This is a genomic window from Siminovitchia fordii DSM 16014 = CIP 108821, assembly GCF_000374565.1.
GTDB classification, from domain to species: Bacteria; Bacillota; Bacilli; order Bacillales; family Bacillaceae_C; genus Siminovitchia; species Siminovitchia fordii.
Map to the genome: position 1 here is coordinate 13,492 of NZ_KB894689.1, position 21,018 is coordinate 34,509.

General features: G+C 42.1%; 19 protein-coding genes and 1 other annotated feature. Of the genes, 18 read left to right on the plus strand and 1 reads right to left on the minus strand.

Annotation, left to right across the window (positions count from 1 at the left end):
* Positions 1–16: 16 nt before the first annotated feature.
* Positions 17–709 (minus strand): hypothetical protein, encoded by a 693-nt coding sequence (locus C509_RS0108825; protein WP_154654379.1) that lies wholly within the window; start codon positions 707–709, stop codon positions 17–19.
* A gap of 317 nt (positions 710–1,026) precedes the next feature.
* Here C509_RS0108825 and ilvE point away from each other — a divergent pair, with 317 nt between their 5' ends.
* The 18 genes from ilvE to C509_RS0108920 all read left to right on the plus strand — a co-directional run bounded on the left by ilvE (position 1,027) and on the right by C509_RS0108920 (position 21,003).
* Positions 1,027–1,926: a branched-chain-amino-acid transaminase gene (ilvE, locus tag C509_RS0108830; protein WP_018706565.1), complete on the plus strand. Its 900-nt coding sequence runs from the start codon at positions 1,027–1,029 to the stop codon at positions 1,924–1,926.
* 18 nt (positions 1,927–1,944) lie between these two features.
* Positions 1,945–3,609 (plus strand): dihydroxy-acid dehydratase, encoded by a 1,665-nt coding sequence (ilvD, locus tag C509_RS0108835; RefSeq protein ID WP_018706566.1) that lies wholly within the window; start codon positions 1,945–1,947, stop codon positions 3,607–3,609.
* A gap of 2 nt (positions 3,610–3,611) precedes the next feature.
* Positions 3,612–3,859 (plus strand) — a binding site (T-box leader).
* A 112-nt stretch (positions 3,860–3,971) separates the two neighbouring features.
* On the plus strand, positions 3,972–5,711 hold the full coding sequence (gene ilvB, locus C509_RS0108845; protein WP_018706567.1) for an acetolactate synthase large subunit: 1,740 nt from the start codon (positions 3,972–3,974) through the stop codon (positions 5,709–5,711).
* The gene (gene ilvN / locus C509_RS0108850; RefSeq protein WP_018706568.1) at positions 5,708–6,223 is read left to right on the plus strand and encodes an acetolactate synthase small subunit; all 516 of its coding nucleotides are present in this window, start codon (positions 5,708–5,710) and stop codon (positions 6,221–6,223) included. Before ilvB ends, ilvN begins: the two co-directional genes overlap by 4 nt.
* Before the next feature lie 19 nt (positions 6,224–6,242).
* Positions 6,243–7,277, plus strand: coding sequence for a ketol-acid reductoisomerase (gene ilvC / locus C509_RS0108855; protein ID WP_018706569.1), 1,035 nt, complete (start codon positions 6,243–6,245; stop codon positions 7,275–7,277).
* Positions 7,264–8,808 carry a 2-isopropylmalate synthase gene (locus tag C509_RS0108860; protein ID WP_018706570.1) on the plus strand — a complete coding sequence of 515 codons (1,545 nt, stop codon included), beginning with the start codon at positions 7,264–7,266 and terminating at the stop codon, positions 8,806–8,808. The genes ilvC and C509_RS0108860 overlap by 14 nt, the downstream gene beginning before the upstream one ends.
* Before the next feature lie 344 nt (positions 8,809–9,152).
* Positions 9,153–10,253 (plus strand): 3-isopropylmalate dehydrogenase, encoded by a 1,101-nt coding sequence (gene leuB, locus C509_RS0108865; protein ID WP_018706571.1) that lies wholly within the window; start codon positions 9,153–9,155, stop codon positions 10,251–10,253.
* 10 nt (positions 10,254–10,263) lie between these two features.
* The gene (gene leuC / locus C509_RS0108870) at positions 10,264–11,679 is read left to right on the plus strand and encodes a 3-isopropylmalate dehydratase large subunit (protein WP_018706572.1); all 1,416 of its coding nucleotides are present in this window, start codon (positions 10,264–10,266) and stop codon (positions 11,677–11,679) included.
* Positions 11,676–12,263: a 3-isopropylmalate dehydratase small subunit gene (gene leuD / locus C509_RS0108875; RefSeq protein ID WP_018706573.1), complete on the plus strand. Its 588-nt coding sequence runs from the start codon at positions 11,676–11,678 to the stop codon at positions 12,261–12,263. The genes leuC and leuD overlap by 4 nt, the downstream gene beginning before the upstream one ends.
* 388 nt (positions 12,264–12,651) lie before the next feature.
* Positions 12,652–13,092 (plus strand): MarR family winged helix-turn-helix transcriptional regulator, encoded by a 441-nt coding sequence (locus C509_RS0108880; protein WP_018706574.1) that lies wholly within the window; start codon positions 12,652–12,654, stop codon positions 13,090–13,092.
* A 17-nt stretch (positions 13,093–13,109) separates the two neighbouring features.
* Complete coding sequence (locus C509_RS0108885) at positions 13,110–14,276, plus strand: bis-aminopropyl spermidine synthase family protein (protein WP_018706575.1); 1,167 nt, start codon at positions 13,110–13,112, stop codon at positions 14,274–14,276.
* 48 nt (positions 14,277–14,324) lie between these two features.
* Positions 14,325–14,747 carry an adenosylmethionine decarboxylase gene (gene speD, locus C509_RS0108890; RefSeq protein WP_018706576.1) on the plus strand — a complete coding sequence of 141 codons (423 nt, stop codon included), beginning with the start codon at positions 14,325–14,327 and terminating at the stop codon, positions 14,745–14,747.
* 335 nt (positions 14,748–15,082) lie between these two features.
* On the plus strand, positions 15,083–15,778 hold the full coding sequence (locus C509_RS0108895; RefSeq protein ID WP_018706577.1) for a hypothetical protein: 696 nt from the start codon (positions 15,083–15,085) through the stop codon (positions 15,776–15,778).
* 285 nt (positions 15,779–16,063) lie between these two features.
* The gene (locus tag C509_RS0108900) at positions 16,064–17,662 is read left to right on the plus strand and encodes a BCCT family transporter (protein WP_018706578.1); all 1,599 of its coding nucleotides are present in this window, start codon (positions 16,064–16,066) and stop codon (positions 17,660–17,662) included.
* 128 nt (positions 17,663–17,790) lie between these two features.
* Complete coding sequence (locus C509_RS0108905) at positions 17,791–18,459, plus strand: GntR family transcriptional regulator (RefSeq protein ID WP_154654380.1); 669 nt, start codon at positions 17,791–17,793, stop codon at positions 18,457–18,459.
* 18 nt (positions 18,460–18,477) lie between these two features.
* Positions 18,478–19,641, plus strand: coding sequence for an LLM class flavin-dependent oxidoreductase (locus C509_RS0108910; RefSeq protein ID WP_018706580.1), 1,164 nt, complete (start codon positions 18,478–18,480; stop codon positions 19,639–19,641).
* Complete coding sequence (locus C509_RS0108915; protein WP_018706581.1) at positions 19,625–20,203, plus strand: amino acid synthesis family protein; 579 nt, start codon at positions 19,625–19,627, stop codon at positions 20,201–20,203. The genes C509_RS0108910 and C509_RS0108915 overlap by 17 nt, the downstream gene beginning before the upstream one ends.
* Positions 20,203–21,003, plus strand: a complete 801-nt coding sequence (locus C509_RS0108920) for an alpha/beta fold hydrolase (RefSeq protein ID WP_018706582.1) — start codon at positions 20,203–20,205, stop codon at positions 21,001–21,003. Before C509_RS0108915 ends, C509_RS0108920 begins: the two co-directional genes overlap by 1 nt.
* Positions 21,004–21,018 lie beyond the last annotated feature (15 nt).

Genomic DNA, 21,018 nt, shown 5'->3' on the forward strand with positions numbered 1-21,018 from the left:
CCACAGCACACTTTCATTATAAGATCTTATTAAAATCAAGTAGAGCCAGAATTGCGGTACCGAGCCAAAAAATGACATGCATACCAAGAGTGATAAAAAATGATGTCACTGGGCTCCGGCTGCTTAAGATACGCAGGCCATAAAGCTGGATCGAAATAGCCCAAATTTTAAATAAAGAGATACATCCAAGAAAATAAATCAAAAATGGTTTTTCAGTCATGTGCTGAGCAGCCGGACCCATAGAAAATGGGGAAGAGAACCAGGGCAAATTCATTTGCGCGGCAAGCACAATATTTACTACCTGCTCAAATAGAAAAATGGGAAATACAAAAGCCTGTAATGCAACAAGTTTGGTATAGGGGACGTCGGTAAGTGTCCAGAACCAAAGTGCTTGGAAGAAAATAATTAAGGCTGCATAGAGAAATCCAAGAATCAACCGTCCCGAAACAAAGTAGATTTTCAGCCATTCAAACTCTTCATTGGGAACTTCCGTTAATTTTGAGGAAAATACATGAGACCCTATGCCTACAAAACCCGATATGCCAAAAACAAGAGCGCTTATTAAAAAGAGCAGCCATATTTTCGGGTGTAGACCATAAACGGTTTCTGCTTTTTCCAGTTGGAAAAAACTTCTTTTAGGGTAAATCAAGCCTTTTAATATCCTAAACTGATAAATCAACTTCAGATCACCTGTCTCTGAAACCTTCAATTTCCTTCATTTTACCTTATATTTTATATTTTTGTAATCTTCAATATAAAAATAAGATATTATTCGAATTATTTACTGAAAAACCACGTTAATATAGCCCTGAAAACAATATAACTCTTTTCTAACAAAGCTTTCAAAAAAAGTTTAAAATAGGAAAGGTTGATATAATCAATATGTAAACGGATACAGGTTTTGCAGCTGCTTATGAGCAGCTATAAGATTCTGAAAAATGGTTGACGAAACATGTAATCAGCGTTATGATTAGGAACAATATAATACATCCACAAACGACAAATGTGCGAGAGGGGCGAACAAAGGTGAGTGAGCAGTGGATATTCCTCAACGGCAGCTATGTGAAAAAGGAAGAAGCCGTTATTTCGGTATATGACCATGGATTTTTGTATGGGGATGGTGTTTTTGAAGGAATCCGTTCATACGGCGGCAATATATTCCGCCTGAATGAGCATCTCATACGCCTGTATGAATCCGCCAAATCCATTATGATTGATATACCGTATACACAGGAGGAAATGACACAAATTCTTGTGGAAACTCTCCGAAGAAATAATCTGAAAGATGGGTATATTCGCCTGGTCGTTTCTCGTGGAGTCGGAGATCTTGGGCTTGACCCGGCAAACTGCAGGAAGCCTTCTGTGATAGTGATTGCCGAGCCTCTTCGAATTTTCCCTGAAGAGCTGTATGATTCAGGAATCGAGATTGCTACAGTAGCCAGCCGGCGCAACCGTTCGGATGTACTCGATCCGATGATCAAATCATTAAACTATTTAAATAATATTCTTGTAAAAATAGAAGCAAACCTTGCTGGCGTACAAGAAGCGTTAATGCTGAACGACCAAGGATATGTTGCTGAAGGTTCTGCTGATAATATATTTATTGTGAAAGGTAACAAACTGTTGACTCCTCCGGGGCATGTAGGAGCGCTCGTGGGAGTTACGAGAAATACCATCATCGAAATTGCAAGAGAGAAAGGCTATGAAGTTGAAGAAGCCATGTTCACCAGACATGAGGTTTATACAGCTGACGAGGTATTCCTGACAGGAACTGCAGCGGAAGTCATTGCTGTTGTAAAAGTGGACGGACGTGTCATCGGTGAAGGCAAGCCAGGTCCTGTAACAAATGATCTGCTTTCAAGCTTCAGAGAGATAACCTTGACAGATGGAGTAAAAGTTTACAGCGAATCATTACATGTCAGCTAAGATTAGAGGGGGATGACGATGCGCAGTGATATGATAAAAAAGGGGATCGATCGTGCCCCTCACCGAAGTTTGCTTTATGCTACCGGTATTAAAACAAAGGATCTGGACAAACCATTTATTGGTGTCTGTAATTCATATATCGATATTATTCCCGGACATAAACATTTGAATGTATTTGCGGAAGTTGTCAAAGAAGCGATTTGGGAAGCGGGCGGAGTACCGTTTGAATTTAACACAATCGGAGTAGACGATGGAATTGCGATGGGACACATCGGAATGCGCTATTCACTCCCAAGCCGCGAATTGATTGCTGATGCCGCAGAAACAGTCATCAACGCACACTGGTTTGATGGAGTATTCTATATTCCGAATTGCGATAAAATCACTCCCGGCATGCTGATGGCTGCATTCAGAACGAATGTCCCTTCCATATTTGTATCAGGTGGACCGATGGAAGGCGGTACGTCATCCGAAGGAGAACCACTAACATTGACATCGGTCTTTGAAGGTGTCGGTGCGTACCATGCCGGAAAAATGACTGCCGAAAAACTTCTAGACATTGAACAAAATGCATGTCCGACATGCGGTTCCTGTTCCGGAATGTTTACAGCCAACTCCATGAACTCCTTGATGGAAATGCTTGGTATGACAATTCCAGGAAACGGGACAATCGTTGCCACTTCTGATGAGCGGCACCGTTTGATCAAAGAGGCGGCCCGCCATTTGATCCGAATGGTAAAAGAGGACATAAAACCTAGAGACCTTGTGACTGAACGAACCATTGACGATGCATTTGCGCTTGATATGGCAATGGGCGGATCAACAAATACAGTTTTGCACACATTGGCTATTGCACATGAGGCTGAAATAGATTACGATTTATCTAGAATCAATAAAGTGGCTGAAAGAGTCCCATATTTGGCGAAAATCGCTCCGGCTTCAGACTACACGATGCAAGATATCCATGATGCCGGCGGAATCAGTGCCATCATCCGCGAACTATGTGAGATGGGCGCGGTTGAAGCAGATCGCCTGACAGTCACAGGCAAAACAGTTTACGAAAATGTAAAAGACAGCGTAATTAAAAATTCTGAAGTCATAAGACCAAGGGAAAATGCATATAGTCCAGTTGGAGGGTTATCTATCCTTTACGGGAATATCGCTCCAAACGGCGGGGTCATCAAAGTGGGAGCAGTCGATCCATCCATTAAAACTTTCCGTGGAAAAGCGATTGTTTTCGATTCCCAGGAAGATGCCCAAAAAGGCATCAATGACGGGACTGTCCAGGCGGGCCATGTAGTGGTTATCCGGTACGAAGGACCGAAAGGCGGACCAGGAATGCCGGAAATGCTCGCTCCTACATCGGCTATTGCTGGGAGAGGCCTTGGCAAAGAGGTTGCTTTAATTACTGATGGACGCTTCTCCGGAGCTTCCCGCGGAATTTCAATTGGCCACATTTCACCAGAGGCTGCTGAAGGCGGACCGATTGCATTGGTTGAAAACGGCGATGAAATTTTCATAGATTTAGTGAACCGTACAATTCAATTGCTTGTAGATGATGAGATACTAGCCGAACGTAAAGATCAATTAAAACCATTTGAGCCGAAAATCAAAAAAGGCTATTTGGCAAGATATTCGAAATTGGTTACATCCGCAAGTACAGGCGGAGTCATGAAAATATAAAATTGAAGGCAATGATGAGGAAAAAGTGGATGAATCCCTGCATTCACAGAGAGCCGGTAATGCTGGAAGCCGGCAATGCAGTCATTCGCGACATCGCCTTGGAGCCGGAATCCTGAAAGCGGAAGTGATTAGGGATTCACGGGGATACTTAGGAGTTCCCGTTATCAATGAACAGCTGTGTAGTTGTTCTTAAGTCAGTGATTGACACTGTAAAGTAGGGTGGTACCATGAAAGTTTTTTCATCCCTGCATAAAAGGTTCTCCTTTTGTGTGGGCTGAAAAAACTTTTTTATTTGCAATAAAAACAGTCCTCATACCGTCAGTACAAGCAAAAAAATAAAAATTGAAAGGAAGGCGCTAGTGGTGAGTATAGGTTTCCCGATAAAAGCAGGCAGCCAACAGTCAGACACGGCCGCGAAGGAACAAGTGAAGACAGGGGCAGACTTGTTTATTGAAGCATTACAAAAAGAGAACGTAGAATTAATATTCGGCTACCCGGGAGGCGCCGTACTTCCGATTTACGATGCATTATATAAAAACCCCATCAAACATATTCTGACAAGACATGAACAGGGGGCCATCCATGCAGCGGAAGGATATGCACGGGTAACCGGTAAACCTGGTGTTGTAATAGCAACTTCAGGACCGGGTGCCACAAACCTTGTTACAGGTATTGCAGATGCGATGATGGATTCTATTCCGCTTGTTATATTCACAGGTCAGGTAGCGAGCGCAGTCCTTGGAACAGATGCTTTCCAGGAATCCGATATCATCGGAATTACAATGCCGATCACAAAACATAATTATCAAGTGAAGAACCTTGAAGATCTCGGCCGAATCATCAAAGAGGCGTTCTACATCGCCAACAGTGGAAGACCGGGGCCTGTATTGATTGACATTCCTAAAAACATCGCGACTGAAACGGCCGGAGAATACCCGGATAATCCGCTTCATTTGCCGGGCTACCAGCCAACTACAAAGCCTAACTATTTACAACTTCAAAAGCTTGCCAATGTCATGTCGACAGCTAAAAAGCCGCTTATTTTGGCCGGTGCGGGCGTCATCTTTTCAAAAGGAGCTGACGAGTTAAAGGCATTCGTTGAAAAGACAGGATTTCCGATTACAAATACTCTCTTGGGGCTTGGAAGCATTCCCGGAGACCATCACCAGTTTTTGGGAATGGCTGGTATGCACGGAACTTATGCATCCAACATGGCTATCACGGAATGCGACTTGCTAATCAACTTTGGAGCGCGTTTCGATGACCGGTTAACTGGGAATTTGAAATATTTTGCACCGAATGCAACAGTTGCCCACATCGATATCGATCCGGCAGAAATCGGTAAAAATGTCCCTACTGAAATCCCGATTGTTGCGGATGCAAAGACGGTTTTGAAAGAACTTGTTGAGATGGACTTTGAATTGTCTGATATCTCTGCCTGGACAGAGCATATCCAAGAGTATAAGGAAAAATATCCATTTAAAAAACCGGTGTCCAACGGTAACAAGCTTTCCTCACCGCATGTTGTCAAAATGATCCATGAGATAACCGGCGGCGATGCCATTGTTACAACGGACGTAGGGCAACACCAAATGTGGACCGCCCAATATTACGAATTCAGCAGGCCGAACCATTGGGTTACATCTGGGGGACTTGGCACCATGGGCTTTGGTTTCCCATCGGCGATCGGCGCTCAGTTAGCTGATCTCGACAAAACTGTCGTATCCATTTCGGGAGATGGAGGATTCCAAATGTGTCTGCAAGAATTATCTGTTGTCAGAGAATTTAATCTTCCAATCAAGATTGTCATCTTAAATAACAAGGCCCTAGGAATGGTACGCCAATGGCAAGAGAGTTTTTACGATGAAAGATATTCCCAGTCCCTCATTCCTGATCAGCCTGACTTCATTAAATTGGCTGAAGCATATGGAATCAAAGGATACAAAGTCGAGAATGAGCAAGAGGCCAAAGATGTATTTGAAAAAACGCTGAACAGCAAAGAGCCGGTTTTAATCGACTGCCGCGTCGTACAGGAAGAGAATGTATATCCAATGGTTGCACCAGGCACAGGACTACATGAAATGATCGGGGTGGGAGAATGAAACGCGTTGTAACATTAACAGTCAACAATAATAGCGGCGTGTTAAACAGAATTACCGGACTAATCTCAAAAAGACAGTTCAATATTGAGAGCATCACAGTCGGCCCTACAGAAAACCCGGGCATTTCCAAAATGACTCTGATTGTTCCAATTGATGATCCAGCCAAAATGGAACAGCTCTCAAAACAATTGCAAAAGCAGATTGATGTGCTTAAGGTGACGGATATCACCGATAAGGCGGTGACCCGTGAGCTGGCACTTATCAAGGTATCTTGCCCACCGTCGGCTCGAAGCGAAGTATACAGCATCATCGAACCGTTCAGGGCAACAGTCATTGACATTGGCAAAAATATCATCACAGTCCAAGTCACTGGCGAACCTTCAAAAGTCGAAGCATTTATCGAACTATTGAAGCCTTATGGCATCAAAGATATTTCAAGGACAGGGTCAACCGCCTTCGTCCGGGAGCAGCAAAAGCAAGATACACCACAACTATCAATATTACAATTATAAAAAGGGAGATGTATTACAAATGGCAAAAGTTTACTACAATAACGAAATCAATGAGGCAGCAATCCAAGGAAAGAAAATCGCAATCATGGGTTACGGTTCCCAAGGACATGCACATGCAAGCAACTTGAAAGAAAGCGGATTTGACGTAATCGTCGGTATCAGACCAGGAAAATCTGCTGAGGCGGCTAAAGAAGACGGACATGAAGTTTACACTGTTAGAGAAGCAGCATCCCAAGCGGACATCATCATGATCCTTCTTCCGGACGAAAGGCAAACAGCAGTATATGAAAATGAAATCAAACCAGAATTGACTGAAGGAAAAGCATTGGCATTTGCTCACGGATTCAACGTACACTTCAGCCAAATCGTTCCTCCGTCCAACGTTGACGTATTCTTGGCTGCACCTAAAGGACCTGGTCACTTAGTAAGACGTACATTCCAGGAAGGTGCTGGCGTACCGGCTCTATTCGCTATCTACCAAGACGCTACAGGCAACGCTAGAGACATCGCTTTAGCATATGCAAAAGGAATCGGAAGTGCCCGCGCCGGCGTATTGGAAACAACTTTCCAAGAAGAAACAGAAACAGACCTATTCGGAGAGCAAGCAGTACTTTGCGGAGGAACTACAGCTCTTGTAAAAGCTGGGTTCGAAACACTTGTAGAAGCTGGATATCAGCCAGAAGTTGCATACTTCGAGTGCTTGCATGAATTGAAATTGATCGTTGACCTTATGTATGAAGACGGATTGGCTGGTATGCGCTACTCCATCTCCGATACAGCACAATGGGGAGATTTCGTATCTGGTCCACGTGTAGTTAATGCTGATACAAAAGAGCGCATGAAAGACATCTTGGATGACATCCAGACTGGAAAATTCGCTAAAGGCTGGTTGCTTGAGAACCAATTGAACAGACCTGAATTTAACGCAATCAACCAGCGTGAAAGCGAGCACTTAATCGAAAAAGTCGGTCAAGAACTTCGCGAAATGATGCCGTTTGTCAAAGCCGGCAAAAAGAAAGCCGGCAAGGAAGTGGTAACTAGTGAGAAAAATTGACATCTTTGATACGACACTTCGTGACGGAGAGCAGTCGGCAGGAGTTAACTTAAACACAGCCGAAAAGCTTGAAATAGCGAAGCAGTTGGAGCGCTTTGGAGTGGATGTAATGGAGGCGGGTTTCCCCGCCGCCTCTCCTGGCGATTTGGATGCAGTAAGACAAATTGCTTCCACAATTAGAAATTCTTCTGTCACCGGATTGGCTCGCTCCGTCAAATCAGACATCGATGCAGCTTGGGAAGCCCTTAAAGTGGCTGAATGCCCAAGACTTCATGTATTCATAGCAACATCACCCATTCACATGACTTATAAATTGAAACAGACACCGGAACAAGTCGTGGAAACAGCAGTTGAGTCAATTAAATATGCTAAACAGTTTTTCCCGATTGTCCAATGGTCTGCTGAAGATGCATTCCGTTCCGACCCCGCATTCCTTGCGCATATCGTGGAACAAGCGATAAAAGCAGGTGCTTCTGTCATCAACCTTCCTGATACAGTCGGATATGCAACACCTCATGAATATGGGGCAATGTTCAAATACATGAAAGACAATGTACCGAACGTCGATCAAGTGAAATTGTCTTCCCATTGTCATAATGACTTGGGAATGGCTGTAGCCAATACACTTGCAGCTATTGAAAATGGCGCGGATCAAGTGGAAGGAACAATCAACGGGTTGGGCGAAAGAGCCGGAAATGCCGCACTTGAAGAAGTAGGCGTTGCTCTATATACAAGAAAAGACGCTTACAAGGTCCAAACCAATTTAACATTGAATGAAATTAAACGTACAAGTCAGCTTGTCAGCCAGTTGACTGGTATGGCAATCCAGGCGAACAAAGCTATTGTCGGTAAAAATGCGTTTGCACATGAATCGGGAATTCACCAGGACGGCGTATTGAAAGAGCCGACAACATACGAAATCATTACCCCAGAGTTGATCGGGGAAGAATCGAACAATTTGGTTCTTGGCAAACATTCAGGCCGCCATGCCTTTAATGACCGAGCAAAGTCCATGGGGTTCCAGCTTGACAAGGAAGCACTCAACCAGGCATTTAAGGAATTCAAGCAATTGGCTGATCGTAAAAAAGAAATCACATCTGAAGATTTATGGACCATATTGACACAACAGCAGTTGAAGGATGAAGATGCTGTTGTCTACGAACTTGAATCCGTTCAAGTCCATTATGGAACAGAGGACAGCCCAATGGCCACAGCCCGTGTCAAAGTGCCTGATGGAACAATTCAGGAAGATGCCTGCAACGGGGCTGGAAGCGTCGAAGCGATCTTCAATACACTTGAACGTATTATTGACGGAAAAGTCCATGTATTGGACTACAGGGTTTCTTCCATCGGAAAAGGCCGGGATGCTTTAGGTGAAGCAGTCATCAACCTTACTTTCAATGGTGATGAATTTACAGGGCGAGGGGCAGCACAGGACGTATTGGAAGCATCTGCAAAAGCATATTTGAATGCAATTAACAGAAGCTTGCTTCAATCAAGGATGAAACAGCTTATTTCCACAACAGTTTAAACAGAAGAAGCGTAAGGCGCGCAGCCTTAGGCGACAAACACAAGACGAATTCTGATGAGGGAGCTCTTCGGCCACCACAGCAAAGCTGCTGATTCTAAACACGCCATGAGAAACATCTCTGAATTTATTTCATGCAGCTTTGCGACGAGGGAAACATACGCTTCCTCGAATTCGCTATGCCGCAGGAGCATATTCTTCCTGAATATGCTTCCTCGCTGCTTGTGACCTCGAGCCAATGGCGCTGAAGGCAGGCTCAGTCAGCGACGTCCTGTCGCTTCGCCTGCACTAGCACATCCTATGCGTCACTGGACATAGAATAATATTACAATTGGGAGGAAAACGGGATGAAGAAACGGGTAGCTGTACTCGCTGGAGACGGTATTGGCAAAGAAGTAACGAATGCGGCAACGGCTGTTTTGGATACAATCGGCCGCCGCTTCCATCACGAATTTGAGTGGGTGCATGGCTTACTCGGCGGGGATGCTCTTGATCAGGCCGGTCACCCGATTCCTGAAGAGACCATCAGGAAATGCGAAGAAAGTGATGCCATATTACTCGGAGCGATCGGAGGGCCGAAGTGGGATCATTATCCAAAGGAACTACGGCCGGAAAAAGGGCTTCTTCAGCTTCGCAAGCACTTTGAATTAAGTGTGAATTTAAGACCCGTGCAAGCATACAAAACGTTGCTTTCCTCCTCTCCTTTAAAGGAGGAAGTTGCAGAAGGCGTCGACTTGGTGTTCGTCAGGGAGTTGACAGGCGGTCTTTATTTCGGAGAACCGAGTTATCACACGGATGAAGAAGCAGTGGACACATTAATATACAAACGTGAGGAAATTGAGCGAGTTGTCAGATTTGCTTTTGAATTGGCTAAACAGCGTAATAAGAAAGTATCATCAGTAGATAAAGCCAATGTGTTGGAGTCAAGCAGGCTGTGGCGCAAAATTGTGGAAGAAATTGCGGCTGACTATCCTGACGTAGAGTATGAGCATATGCTTGTAGATTCCACATCCATGAAGTTGATTACTTCTCCAGCTTCTTTCGACGTGATTGTAACTGAAAATATGTTCGGTGATATTTTAAGCGACGAAGCTTCCGTTATTTGCGGATCCCTTGGAATGTTGCCTTCAGCAAGTCTTCGTGCGGACGGATTCGGTCTGTATGAACCGGTACATGGTTCTGCACCAGATATTGCAGGGCAGAACAAAGCGAATCCGCTGGGAGCCATTTTATCGGGTGCCATGATGCTTAGAACAGCATTTGGAATGAATCAGGAAGCAAATGCTATCGAAGAAGCGGTCAAAAAAGTATTGGAAGCCGGGTTTAGCACGGGAGAATTTAAAACCCACGGTGGAAAAGTATTGACTACTACGGAAATGACAGAAAAAGTCATTAACGAAATTGAAAGTGAATTAGTTTCTGACCATATTTTAGCAGCGTATAAGTGAGGTGTGGAAAATGGGCAAAACAATCATTGAAAAAATATGGGATAAACATGTTGTTCATAGTGAAGATTCAAAGCCGGATCTCATCTATATCGATCTGCACCTTGTCCATGAAGTAACTTCACCGCAGGCGTTTGAGGGATTGCGCTTAAACGGCCGTAAAGTGAGAAGGCCTGATCTTACATTTGCCACAATGGACCATAACATTCCAACAAGAACGAATGAAGAGGTAAAAGATCCAATTGCGAAGAAACAGATGACTACGTTGGAGAAAAACTGTGCTGAATTTGGAGTTCCTTTAGCAGGAATGGGTCATCCTGATCAAGGGATTGTCCATGTTATCGGACCAGAACTTGGATTGACGCAGCCAGGTAAAACGATCGTTTGCGGAGACAGCCACACCTCCACACATGGTGCTTTTGGTGCCCTTGCTTTCGGAATTGGAACAAGTGAAGTGGAGCATGTACTTTCCACACAGACATTATGGCAGCAAAAGCCGAAAACGATGAAAGTTCAGGTGAACGGAGAGCTCGGAGCCGGAGTTACTGCCAAAGACTTGATTTTGGCGATCATTGCCAAGTATGGGGTAGACGTTGGAACAGGTCATGTCATTGAATACACGGGTGAAGCCATCCGCAAATTGACGATGGAAGAACGGATGACTGTTTGCAATATGTCCATCGAGGCTGGAGCAAGAGCAGGTCTCATCAGCCCTGATGAGACAACTTTTGAATACTTGAAAGGGCGCGAACATGTTCCATCCGGAGATGAGTTTGATAAGTTAGTAGAAGAGTGGAAGCAGCTTGCATCCGATCCGGATGCTGAATATGATTCAGTCATCGAGATAGATGCTCCTGAAATTGAGCCATTCGTAACATGGGGAACAAATCCTTCTATGGGTGTCAGGATTTCAGAAAGCATACCTAAACCTGAAAATGCGGCAAGTGAATCCGAAAAAGAATCCATCGAGCAGGCTCTGCACTATATGGGCTTGGAAGGCGGCATGAAAATGACCGATGTGGATATTCAATATGTGTTCATCGGTTCATGCACAAATTCTCGTATCGAAGACTTGAGAGCGGCGGCTAAAGTACTGAAAGGAAGAAAAGTGAGTGAAGGGGTAACAGCCATCGTTGTTCCCGGTTCCCGTACTGTAAAGGCACAAGCCGAAGAAGAGGGCTTGGACCAGATTTTCCGTGAATCAGGCTTTGAATGGCGGGAGACAGGGTGCAGCATGTGTCTTGCGATGAATGCTGATCAGGTTCCCGCAGGCAAACGATGTGCTTCTACATCCAACCGGAACTTCGAGGGGCGCCAAGGTAACGGATCCCGTACACATCTTGTAAGCCCGGCAATGGCTGCAGCTGCAGCTGTAGAAGGCCGCTTTGTGGATGTAAGGAACATGATGAAGGAGGAGGTTCACGCATGAAGCCGATAAAAGAAGTAACAAGTGTCATCACACCATTGGACCGCGTGAACGTCGATACTGACCAAATCATTCCAAAGCAATTTTTAAAAAGAATTGAACGGACCGGGTTCGGAAAATTTTTATTTTATCATTGGCGTTTCAATGACGATGGCTCTGAAAAAGCCGGTTTTGTCCTAAACAAACCGGAATATAAAGGCAGCGAAATCCTTGTTTCCCGCGAAAACTTCGGGTGCGGCTCTTCACGTGAGCATGCTCCTTGGGCTTTGGGCGACTATGGTTTCCGTGTTGTTATTGCTACGAGTTTTGCTGATATTTTCCATAGCAACTGCTTTAAAAATGGCATTCTGCCAATACAATTGAAAGAATCAGAGATCGAAGAACTTCTTCAGGCAGGGAAAGAGAATCCTCTGAAGATTACCGTCAATCTCGAAACCGAAACAATTGTGGCGGAGAACGGAAAAACGTATTCCTTCTCCATTGATCCTTACCGCCGTCAAATGCTTTTGAACGGTTGGGATGAAATTGCATTAACGCTGCAATTGGAGGATGAAATTACTGCATATGAAAATTCTATAGCCAGATAAAGAAATGTCCACAGGCATCGTGCCTGCGGACATATTTTTTTTGCAAAGCTTGTAATAATGATTTATTGTTATTCGATATAGGAAGATGGTCAAAATGTTTTAAAATGTGTTACTACTTCAGAACGGAACTGAAAAAGAAAACAGTTTTATCGGGAAGGTAGTCTGCAAAGGAAAGACTTTAGAGAACAAAGTGGTTTTACTTAGCTCCCGCAATCCTCAAGTGAACTGAACGAAATTCGATGTTTATATATAGAAAATCTAACCGCCCTTTATAAAAAACAGTCGTCTTTTCGAAGTTTTCCCCAACATCATGTGTTGACTTATCATTAAAAGACTATATAATTAAGCTTACTAAATAATTAATCTTTATAACTGGAGTTTTGGCAAAATGTTGACTGAATATATCAAACACGTTAAAGAGCTTCATCAAGCAGAAGAGAATTGTAACATGCTAATCGTTGATGAATATAAACCGTTAATGAAATACGATTTAACATCAAAGCAGGAATTTCTATTGAAAATTGTTAGGAAATATAATGACTTAACAGTTAAGGAACTCGCTGAGAATATGAAAGTAACTTCCAGTGCCGTCAGCCAAATTGCTTCGAAGCTTGAAAAAGAAAAGTATATTAAAAGATCAATCAACCCTGCTAACAGAAGAGAGATCATCGTGTCTCTTGATGAGAAAGGGAAAGATTATTTTAGAGAGATGGATAATATCGAACTCAAGATCATTAAAGAATATTATTCAAAGCTTAGTTTAGAAGAGATCATAACACTGAAAAACATCACCGTTAAACTTGAGAAGGTGATGACCGGTAATTTATAAAGATGGTGGGTCATTCGATGAACTATGTTGATATTGCATGTAGAAACGTTCAATTAGAAGAAGGCAGGCAAGTAGTGGAACAATTGCTGATTGAGTCCTATTTAAAACCAGGTATTTCAACAAAAGAACTTTCCCGCTCCTTGAAAATACCTGTCCCTATCACGGTTGCAATTAGGAATGAACTGGCAAAAGCGGGTGCCCTGATATCTAGTCGGGGCACAAGATGTACTTTACATGGCAAAAGATTTGTAGAGTTTGAACTGGGGTATCAAAGTTTTAAAAAAGAGTTGTGGAATGAAATAAAGAACAGTGGGCACTCTTTCAAACTGGAGGAGCTGTTGGAAAGATATCAAGATATTTATAATCTAAGGCCCCAAATAAACGCTGCCATTGATCAGTCAAAGTGTACCTCTCAAACCAGCTTTAAACGTGCCATCCATGCCCTCCAATCCAATTTTGTTATCGGTAAAAAAATACTCTGCTTAGGAGATGATGATTTAGTCAGTGTTTCACTTGCAATCATTCTAAAAGAGCTATTACCGAACAGGAATGTTCATACAAAGATACAGGTAATAGATATGGATAATAATGTCTTGGAATATATTGGGGACATCTCTCAACAATACAACTTGGGGATTGACTGCTTGCAGGGGGATTTGAGAGAACCGCTGCCAACAGAAATGATGGGGAAATTTGACTGTATTTTTACAGATCCGCCATATACACTGACTGGTCTTTCACTGTTTCTTTCTAGGGGGATTGAAGCACTGAAAAACGAAATTGGATTGAAAATATATTTATCCTATTCGCATAAACATCCTAATTTCATGTTAAATATTCAAGAAGAACTTACCAACTTGGGTTTGTCCGCAACTGAAATTATTCCAAATTTTAATGAATACGAAGGAGCACAAATACTGGGTGGGAGCGGGCAACTTATCACGTTGTCTACAACAAATAAAACAACTTCGTTGCACACCGATAAATTTGAAGTACCGTTGTATACAGGTGAGATAAAACAGACGCTGCGCAAGTATATTTGTAAGAGATGCAGTAGAATTTATCATGTCGGTTTGGAACAAAACTTTACAACAATCGAACAATTGAAAGAGGAAGGGTGTAGTGCCTGTCAACATAATACCTTCAACTTAATAAAAAGACAGGTAAAAAAATTTGAAAAATAGTTTAGATAAATTAATAATTAAGTTAATTAAAGGATGAAGATTAGCCGTATGGAATATACAACGGAAGGGATTCATATAACAGCAGATTTATGGGGCATTGAGTCATCAATAATCAAAAATAATTTATTGCTGATAGATTTAGCCAAGATTGCAGCCAAGATTTCCGGAGCAACTATAGTATCCGTTCAATTTAAAGAATTTCAACCGATGGGAATGACCGTTGTTATTCTGTTATCGGAAAGTCATTTATCCATTCATAGTTACCCGGAAAAGTCTTTCATTGCTGTTGATTGCTATACTTGTGGAGGCAAAGTGGATCCGGAAGCAGCTATTAATAATCTAATCTCCAGATTGAACCCGATAAAAGTATATGTACGAAAGCTTAAAAGAGGGACAGGAAGTATTTGTGATATGCCAATTAAGTCAAATAATTTCAATGGTAGCACACTGAAAAGACATACTTATGACTGAATCTAGAAACAGTTTTTAAAGAGAGTACAATTAGTTCTAAGTTCATAATATGTGATGATCGGAAGCCGCTTTTGTACAGAAAAGTTGCCTTCAACGTTCAATTTTTCTTTTACATTTTCATACCGTACCGGTTAAAATTTCCTGCAACTAGCACCCATTTTTCTTTCAAAAGACATAATAGAAAATGGACATTTTAACGATACGAAAGCGAGAAGCGGTGGGAGCAGCAGTTTCATTATTGAACGATGCCAAATGTCTCCTTTGGGTAATGATTCGGGCTTTTCCACATACAAATAGTGAAAAAGACGTATGAAAAACAAGGAGACTGGCCCTAAATGATCCAAGATTTTCTGCAAGTGTTTTTTATGACCCTTGTAAGTGATATTGACAACATGTTGATCCTTGGAGCAGTTTTACGAAGGCAATCTTACTTTGAAGTTACCTTTTTAGCCGCTGTTCTGTTGACCCTTACTCGAACTGTATATGTTTGTATCGTGGAGGGGTTGTCAGGTGTCCCGATGTTTCACTTGTTAACTGGATTCATTTTGCTTTTCATATCCTATAAGCTTGTTACAAAGCTTATTTATGGCGTAGAAACACAAAGATTTTCGCGCCGTCCGCGTTCGCTGTTTCACAACATGAAGATATTGGCAACCTTTGCTGCTACTGACTTTCTGATTTGTTGGGATGGTGTTCTCATCGTTTCAAATATTTCTGATCATATCCTAATCATTTCATTGGGAATTTTTTGCAGTCTTTTAATCTCTCTCTATTTTTTGAGGCTGATTATAAAATTGGCTATTGCTGTTCCTTGGATGAATGTTGTTGCAGGGGGCTTTATTGCTCAAAATGCCATTATGGCATTAGCAAAGGATCCATGGATGGAAAGTTGGATCAATTATGCAGACACGCTTTTTCCGGAGGTTAACATCGTAAATACGGCTGCCAATGGTGCTGTCATTATTATTGCAGTCATTGGCCTTGTGACATATATTAAACATCACCGGATCATCATACACCGGAAGTTTTAATGTAATAAAGATGAACTAAAGTGCCCGTCCCCCAAATAAAAAAGAATCATACTCTTTCCTTTTTAAGCCCAACGTATTTTTAATGAGAGGGCTTTTTTTATTTATTGAGATAATAAATGGGTGTTCTCAACTATGAATATTTAAAAAAACATTGACATTCACAAATTATTCTAATAGTATTTTTACTAAACTACCATGTTACATGGCAGAAAAAGAAAGGAAAGGTGAAAGCGATTGCCAACAGAACCTCTGTAAATCAACTAAATTTAGAAATGGGGGGATAAAATGTTTGAAAGTTGGAGTTCCATAAGGGAAAAAGTAGATTGGAAGGTATTTATTATCAGTGGTGGTACTCTGGTGTTTTTTGTCCTGATGTCACTTTTTAAAGTGGATCTTGTTAGTAAATACGTGAATATCGGTTTTGACTTGTCCATACGATTCTTTGGTGCATATTGGCAAATCTTAATGCTTGCGACGTTTGCAGTTGGAGCGTTTATCGCTTTATCGAAAAGTGGACAGGCAACTCTTGGGCAAAGTAAGCCTGATATGAGTTTTTTCAAATGGGTAGCTATAATTGTGACTGCTGGACTTGGAGCAGGAGGAGTCTTTTGGGCGGCAGCTGAGCCGATGTACTATTTTCTTGAAGTACCACCAATGCATACAGGCATAGCAGCAAGCACAGAAGAAGCAATTGGACCGGCGCTTGCGCAGAGTTATATGTCTTGGGGATTCACCGCGTGGTCTGTATATGGTGCAATCAGCACCCTTGTGATCATGTATGCACACCATAATAAAGGAATGCCGCTTAAGCCCAGAACCTTGTTGTATCCTATTTTTGGAGAAAAAATTAAAGACAGCAAGTGGGGTACCTTCGCAGATGTTTTTTGCATCATTGGAGCTGCAGCAGGAACGATAGGACCAATTGGATTTTTGGGGCTTCAGGTAAGCTACGGTGTAAACGCTATCTTTGGCTGGTCAGATTCTTTCTCTACGCAGGTTATGATCATCATTGGGCTCACAGCGGTTGTTTTGGTATCCACCATTACCGGTATAGATAAAGGAATCCAATGGCTCAGTAGGTTAAATGTTAATGTGGCTGTTCTTATCGCCATATTCCTTCTTTTCTTTGGGCCGGGTGAATTTATTATTAACTCGTTTATTTCATCCATGGGAACGTATGCGACTGAATTCATTAACATCAGCACTTACCGTGGGGATCAAGAGTGGCTGGGTTACTGGATGTTATTCTTCTTTGGATGGTTTATCGGCTTCGGTCCATTGGTTGCACTTCTTGTTGCAAGGATTTCGAGGGGACGTAAAATCAGAGAAGTCTTTCTAGTAGTGGCAATTATTGCTCCACTGACTACAAATTTCTGGTTTACTGTCTTAGGTGGAACAGGAATATTTTATGAATTACAAGAAAAAGGTACCATCAGCGTTGCACTGACAGAAGGCGGTTTGCCTGCTGCAATCATTGCAATAGCTCAAAGTATGCCATTGGGGACAATCATGCCCAGTATATTCTTACTATTAACAATTTTATTCGTAGTCACAACCGTTGATTCCATGTCATATTCCATCTCAATGAGCGTGACGGGGATAGGAGATCCTCCTAAGGCGATTCGGGTATTTTGGTCCATCATTATGGCAGCCATCGCTGTCATTTTAATAAAAATCGGCGGTGGAGGAATTAGTGCTTTGCAATCCTTTGTTGTCATTGCGGCTGTACCAGTATCGTTGATTATGCTGCCTCTTTTATGGCATGCTCCGAGGATAGCTAAGAAATTGGCGATTGAACAGGGAATTGTTGCAGAGCAAAAGCCCAGATCGATAGATAATCAATTATTAGCACCCAATCAGTATTCTAAATCAGAAGCGAAATAATTCCCAAAATTTTAATTCCTGCTTGACTTTCAAAAATGATTCCTTTAACATTTGAGGTAACTTGTATGGTACATGGTAGAGACATCATAATTCTGCCATGGTACATGGAAGAAGAGAGGAATGGGTACATGATTTCGACTATCAGCATTACTGCTCAAGTAACCAATGCTATCAGGGATGCCATCGTTACTGGTGAATATGAGCCTGGAAAAAAGCTATCTGAATCTGCTTTATCACAATATTACAAAGTAAGCCGGACGCCAATTCGGGAGGCATTCAAACAACTCGAAAGGGAAGGATTGGTAGAAATCATTCCGCGAGTGGGGACTTGTGTGACAAAGCCTACTGAAAAAGAATTGATTGAATTATTTAGAGTCAAAGAAGTATTGGAAGGGCTTGCGGCCGGACTCTTAGCGGAAGTTGGCGATGCCGAGACAATTAAAGAATTGGCAGAATCAGTTGACATGATGAGGGAAGCTGTTAGCACAAATAATCACAAACTTTATGTAGAGGCGAATAATATTTTCCATAGAGTGATCTTGGATGGTTCTGACAACTCTAAGCTAGTTTACTTACTAAACATCTTGTTAAATCAAATTCCTTATAACCGATATGTGTTTTTAAGCATTGAAGTTCCTAATCGCTTAGAGAAGTCCTTAGAGGAACATGAAAAGATTCTAAAAGCAATACAAGCTGGGGATAAAGAATTAGCTGAAAAAAGAATGCGTGAGCATGTAAGTGCGAGCGGTCAGCAGCTGCAAAAAGGAATAGCGCAAAAACTTTTAAAAAACAAATAGAGATAGGGGAAATGTGATATGAAATTTGGAATATTTGCTAACCTCTCTGGTCAGGGGAGGCATGAGGAATATCACAAGGTTTTAGATGAAGCGCGCGAGCAGGCGATTTATTGCGATGAAAATGGATATGACTCCATATGGTATACAGAACATCATTTTGGACATGAAGGCAATGAATTAATTTCAAATCCTTTAATGATCGGTGCTGATATTGCCGCACATACAAAACGAATCAGAATCGGACAGGCCGCAAATGTCATTACATTTTGGCATCCTCTCCGTTTGGCGGAAGATATTGCGATGCTGGATCAACTTAGCAAGGGGCGCGTGGAAGTAGGACTAGCTCGAGGTCTTTACGGCCGGGAAGCAGCGAATTTAAATGCAAAAGCAGATCCTAAAAACCAAGCGCAAAACCGAGCGTTGTTTGACGAGACACTTGAAATTCTGAAGAAAGCTTGGTCAAACCGATTCTTTTCACATAAAGGTGAATTTTATGAGTTTCCACCGGAAGGACTTAAGTGGAATCATCCAATGAGCCCTTCTTCTCCAGAATTTATGGATATGGAGAAAAATGAAATCAATAAAATTTCTATTATGCCTGGGCCATATCAAAAACCATTTCCGCCTTTATGGCAAACAATTGACTCACCTCGCTCTATAGAACTTGCCGCACAGAACAATATTAAGGGAATCTTCTGGATGCCGACTGTAAAAGAGTTGAAAGGTCGCTTTAAGCTCTATCAAGAAAAGGCATCTGAGGCTCGTGGCTATGAGGTTCCGATGGGAGAAGGCATTGCGCTTGTCCGAGACGTTTATGTTGCTGAAACTATGGAACAGGCTCGAGAGGATGCGGCTGAGGCAGTGCTCAATAACTATCGCTGGATCTGCCATTGGAGAGGTCTTGGGAACTTAATGGATCCAGGGGAAGAAGTGAAGCCGGGCCAAGAGCTTTCTTATGATTTTTTACATCCACGTAACCTGCTCTTTGGAACACCGGAATATGTAACTGAAAAAATTAAGGAGCTAAAAGAAGAACTAAATCTTCAATACTTATTGCTCTGGGTAAATCATAATGGTTTACCTCATGAAAAGATGATGAAGAGCTTAAAATTATTCACAGAAGAAGTAATGCCGAATTTTTCAGAGACAACAGGAGGTAAAGTTCATGTTAGAAATTCGTAAAGTTTACACAGCAATAGAGGAGACGAGAATTGAAGGCGGGAAAGAATTAGATAATCCCATAAGAATGATCACCACAATGCTTGTGATGAAAAATCCTTGGGCAGGGCAAGGATTTGTAGAGGATTTGATGCCTAAAATTAATGAATACGCTCCCGAAATCGGTGAAGTATTGGTAAATGAACTCTTTAAACATATTGAATCTGCAGATGATGTGGAGGCATTCGGAAAAGCGGCAGTCGTAGGTGTAGATGGAGAAGTTGAACATGCTTCAGCTTTTATACATACATTGAAATTTGGAAACAAATTCCGAGATGCCGTTAAAGGGAAAAGCATACTGAGCTTTACCAATAAAAGAGGTGGATCAGGTTCGCCTGTAACCATCCCAATGGTCCATAAAAATGATGAATCACAGCGCTCTCATTACATTACTTTTGAAGCTTCAATTCCTGATGCGCCGAGAGCGGATGAGATTGTAGTAGCAATTGGAGCTTCAACTGGAGGCAGACCGCATCCAAGGACTGGTAACCGCCATTCAGATATGGTTGAAATGGGGCTCGTTTAATGCCAGAAGCTAAGTATGGTCATAGACATATTTTTTATGAGGAAAAGGGAGAAGGAGAGCCTATAGTCTTCATTCATGGAGTAGGTTTGGATCATACAATGTGGCATGGACAACTTGATGAACTGGCTAAATATTATAGAGTAATTGTCTACGATATGATAGGGCATGGGAGGTCTGAACAACTCCCAGGCCCCTATTCCCTTTCCCAATTTGTTGAGCAGTTATCAATCCTGCTAGACTACTTAAATATTAAAGAATGCCATCTTGTCGGATTTTCAATGGGTGGAATGGTGGCCCAGTCTTTTGCAATAAAAAACAAAACAAAATTGAAAACACTTACGATTATGAGTGCGGTGGCCAACAGAACAGACGAACAAAGAAGTGCCATCTTAAAAAGAGTTAATGAAGTAAAAATCAATGGAGCGGCCAGTACTATAGAACCTGCAATCCAGCGTTGGTTCAATCATGGGTTTCTCGGAGCAAATGAAGAAGCTGTCAATGAGATCAGAACAAGGCTTCAGAAAAATAATTCAGCTTCTTATTTAGCGGCCTACACTTTATTTGCGACTGCGGATAAAGAATTATGGCCGCAGTTGGATCAGATCGATGTTCCCACTTTAATTGTAACCGGTGAATATGATGTAGGATCTACTCCGGATATGTCCCGACAGATGCATGAAAAAATCAAAGGCTCAGAGCTTCGAATTGTTCCAGATATGAGGCATATGCTTCCAATGGAGGGAGCAGAAATAATAAATGAAATGATACTCTCGTTTATAAAGAAAAGTTCTTCTAGTTAAAGAAGGGAGTAAACG

Coding starts and splice junctions, on each gene's coding strand:
- leuC (WP_018706572.1), top strand. CDS start 10,264: ATGGGCAAAACAATCATTGAAAAAATATGGGATAAACATGTTGTTCAT.
- C509_RS0108880 (WP_018706574.1), top strand. CDS start 12,652: ATGTTGACTGAATATATCAAACACGTTAAAGAGCTTCATCAAGCAGAA.
- ilvN (WP_018706568.1), top strand. CDS start 5,708: ATGAAACGCGTTGTAACATTAACAGTCAACAATAATAGCGGCGTGTTA.
- speD (WP_018706576.1), top strand. CDS start 14,325: ATGGAATATACAACGGAAGGGATTCATATAACAGCAGATTTATGGGGC.
- C509_RS0108900 (WP_018706578.1), top strand. CDS start 16,064: ATGTTTGAAAGTTGGAGTTCCATAAGGGAAAAAGTAGATTGGAAGGTA.
- C509_RS0108910 (WP_018706580.1), top strand. CDS start 18,478: ATGAAATTTGGAATATTTGCTAACCTCTCTGGTCAGGGGAGGCATGAG.
- C509_RS0108895 (WP_018706577.1), top strand. CDS start 15,083: ATGATCCAAGATTTTCTGCAAGTGTTTTTTATGACCCTTGTAAGTGAT.
- leuD (WP_018706573.1), top strand. CDS start 11,676: ATGAAGCCGATAAAAGAAGTAACAAGTGTCATCACACCATTGGACCGC.
- C509_RS0108920 (WP_018706582.1), top strand. CDS start 20,203: ATGCCAGAAGCTAAGTATGGTCATAGACATATTTTTTATGAGGAAAAG.
- C509_RS0108905 (WP_154654380.1), top strand. CDS start 17,791: ATGATTTCGACTATCAGCATTACTGCTCAAGTAACCAATGCTATCAGG.
- ilvC (WP_018706569.1), top strand. CDS start 6,243: ATGGCAAAAGTTTACTACAATAACGAAATCAATGAGGCAGCAATCCAA.
- C509_RS0108885 (WP_018706575.1), top strand. CDS start 13,110: ATGAACTATGTTGATATTGCATGTAGAAACGTTCAATTAGAAGAAGGC.
- leuB (WP_018706571.1), top strand. CDS start 9,153: ATGAAGAAACGGGTAGCTGTACTCGCTGGAGACGGTATTGGCAAAGAA.
- C509_RS0108915 (WP_018706581.1), top strand. CDS start 19,625: ATGTTAGAAATTCGTAAAGTTTACACAGCAATAGAGGAGACGAGAATT.
- ilvD (WP_018706566.1), top strand. CDS start 1,945: ATGCGCAGTGATATGATAAAAAAGGGGATCGATCGTGCCCCTCACCGA.